Origin of the sequence: Bacillus sp. JJ1533, from assembly GCF_036965045.1 — a bacterium.
GTDB lineage: Bacteria > Bacillota > Bacilli > Bacillales > Bacillaceae_L > Ferdinandcohnia.
In genome coordinates, this window is record NZ_JBALOV010000041.1 from 69,057 (window position 1) to 69,992 (window position 936).

At 41.2% G+C, this 936-nt stretch carries 1 protein-coding gene; it reads right to left on the minus strand.

Going from position 1 to position 936, the window contains the following annotated elements:
* Positions 1 to 46: 46 nt before the first annotated feature.
* On the minus strand, positions 47 to 931 hold the full coding sequence (locus V7138_RS21885; RefSeq protein WP_335401614.1) for a patatin-like phospholipase family protein: 885 nt from the start codon (positions 929 to 931) through the stop codon (positions 47 to 49).
* Positions 932 to 936 lie beyond the last annotated feature (5 nt).

Sequence of the window (936 nt, forward strand, 5' to 3'; positions counted from 1 at the left end):
AGGCTTTAACTTTATTTAGTCAGGGTTTAAACCCCTCTGAATGAAGCTAATAGCACCACGTTCGTAAAAAGGCTTCGGCACGTTTTTTACCTTGCTGTATAAGCTCTTGCTTTTTTTCATCTGTAACACCGAACTCTGTTGTTAATCCACTTTCGATTGGAATAAAGATAATATTTTTTTCATGTCGACGCGAGATATAACGTGCATCATGTGCATTTTTCATGGTTTCAAAGAGGGCTCCAAACATATCGATGGCGTTGTTAATTTTATTTTGTTTTTGCTGCTGACTATCTCCACTTAACCTGATTCCAAGGACAGGGCGTTTTTTCAACATTTTTTCTTCATCAAACAACCAGATTGGAAAGTTCGATAATACACCACCATCTACCACGATGGTATTGCCTTGATAGTCTTTCAAACGAACCGGCTCAAAAAAGTAAGGGAGGCTGCAGCTCATTCGAACCGCTTTTGCCACCGGAAAGGATGCCGGATGGATGCCATAGCGTTCTAAATCATCGGGCAAAACCATAATCCTTCCATTTGTTAGGTCAGAAGCAATAATCCGTAATCGACCTGGTGGGAGATTTTGAAAGGTCACAACACCTTTCGCGCGGAGTTTTTGATAAATCCATTTTTCTAACATATCGCCTTTATATAAGCCAAGCCGCCAATATAAAAGAAGCCATTTAGCTAAAGGTGTGGGTAAGAGGGCTTTTCGCTGATCTAGAAAATCACTGAGGTCTAGTTCTTCCATGAGGTCTATTATCTCGCTACTGGTGTAACCTGCTGAAATTAAGGCTGCAATTAAGGAACCTGCACTAGTTCCAGCCATTCGTTTAAAGATTAATCCCTTTGCTTCGATTGCTTGGTAAGCCCCGATAAGCGCAAATCCTTTAATGCCCCCGCCCGAAAAAACGCCATCGATTAACATAGAAC